General features: G+C 69.9%; 4 protein-coding genes. 2 read left to right on the top strand and 2 right to left on the bottom strand.

Annotated elements, in window-relative coordinates:
- Positions 1-113 precede the first annotated feature (113 nt).
- A complete protein-coding gene (locus AC5LSR_RS23375; RefSeq protein ID WP_250285721.1) occupies positions 114-470 on the top strand; it encodes a nitroreductase family protein in 357 nt (118 codons plus the stop codon).
- 469 nt (positions 471-939) lie between these two features.
- On the opposite strand, the gene AC5LSR_RS23370 is transcribed toward AC5LSR_RS23375, so the two are convergent.
- Both AC5LSR_RS23370 and AC5LSR_RS23365 read right to left on the bottom strand, forming a co-directional pair.
- On the bottom strand, positions 940-1,095 hold the full coding sequence (locus tag AC5LSR_RS23370; protein ID WP_250285720.1) for a hypothetical protein: 156 nt from the start codon (positions 1,093-1,095) through the stop codon (positions 940-942).
- Positions 1,080-1,229 carry a hypothetical protein gene (locus tag AC5LSR_RS23365; protein ID WP_493464424.1) on the bottom strand — a complete coding sequence of 50 codons (150 nt, stop codon included), beginning with the start codon at positions 1,227-1,229 and terminating at the stop codon, positions 1,080-1,082. The genes AC5LSR_RS23370 and AC5LSR_RS23365 overlap by 16 nt, the downstream gene beginning before the upstream one ends.
- Before the next feature lie 177 nt (positions 1,230-1,406).
- Here AC5LSR_RS23365 and AC5LSR_RS23360 point away from each other — a divergent pair.
- A partial coding sequence (locus AC5LSR_RS23360; protein WP_445548746.1) for an AAA family ATPase occupies positions 1,407-1,544 on the top strand: 138 nt, incomplete at its 3' end.

The following is a 1,544-nucleotide window of genomic DNA, read 5'->3' as shown; positions in this document are numbered from 1 at the left end:
CGGCATCCGAACGCGGCGCACCCAGTCGCACCGCACCCAGCCACGCGGCATCCGGCCGTACCGCCGGCCGGACAGTTTGACCGGGTCGTTCCGGGGGGCCGACGAGGACGAACATGAGTGACAGCGCGGACGCGATCAGTCGTATTCAGCGGATCCAGGATCTCCTCAACGGCTCGCCGAACCGGGAAGTCGTCCTTGACGGGCTGTCCGCGGCCACCGGGCGGATCGCGTTACCCCGAGCGCGGCCGGACATTCCGGTCGGCCTCGGCCAGATCCTTGCGGCCCGCAAGTCCCGCTATCGGTTTCACTCCGACCCACCCGACGCGCGGGAACTGTCGTCGCTGTTGCGGTGGGCGTTCGGGCCGCAGCGGACGGTCCGGCTGCCCACCGGCACCGAGCACCGGATGCGCATGGCCCCGTCCGCGGGCGGGCTGCCGTCACTGGCGGTGTACATCCGTCGACCGGCATAGCCGGCCGCTGTCCCCCACCGGCCGGCGGCCTTGACACACGCCGAGGCCAGTCGAATAGAGCACAATAAGCACCCGCATTCCTCGCACCTGGGTCTTCACCAGGGCTCGCCGCCCCCGACTGGGATGATCATACCAAGCCCGCTGGAGACCTGCGACACACTGGATCGCGTTGATCACAACGTCGGCGTCAAGACCGTGTCGAACGCTCAGCTTCTCCCGCACGGCCGGGCTGACGCGGACCACCGCCACCCAGATCGACGTCATACCGGGAGTGTCCTCAAACAGGGCCAGAGCCCCACATCTGGATCCGCCCCGCCTGGAGCTACACCGCCGACAGCGCCTTCCTGCTCGTGTTGACCAGCTCCCCGAGCTCCTGAACGGTGCCGTCAGGTCGGGCCGTAGAAGGGGCCGGATTGCTGGGGCGGGAGTGGGGCGAGTGCCGGGTCGTCGAGGTCGAGGTCCCGCCGGTTCACGGCGCGGCAGCATTCCGGTAGCCGGCGTCCAGGTAGTGCTCGGCGGGGGTGAGACCACGGTCGGCAAGGGTGCGCTGGACAGGCAGGGTGACCTGCACGTCGGGGACGCCCGCCTGGGTGGTGAGAACGTCCGTGATCAGCCGTAACGGCAACGCGGCTCGTCGACGAACACCTCGGCCAGCCGGTCGCGCAGCCGCATCGCCAACGTCCCCCGCGGGAACGCCGCCCGCGCGGCCGCCACGGTCTGTGTCGGGATCTCCGGCAGCCCTCTGGGCTGCAACGACATGCGCTCCACCTCCCGCGGCCCACGACACGACAGGACCACAGAGGCGATCATGCCGCAAACGCGGCCCACCCGAATTAAGCAGCAGAGTCCCTGGCCGGGGCCACGTACCGCTTCCTCGGCCAGCCCGGATGCACAGCCAGACGTCGCCCGCGGCGGCGCCCGCCGTAGAGTGATCGCATGATGACAGGCCGGCTTGCGGCGGTGACGGTCGAGGGGTACACCTCGATCCGCTCGACGCGGGTCCGGCTGGGCGGGCTGAACGTCCTGATCGGCCCGAACGGGGCGGGCAAGAGCAACTTCATCTCCGCGCTGGAA

The organism is Protofrankia sp. CiP1_Cm_nod4, assembly GCF_982290645.1.
Note: the sequence above shows the minus strand (reverse complement) of the source record. Positions and strands in the feature narration are given on the sequence as shown.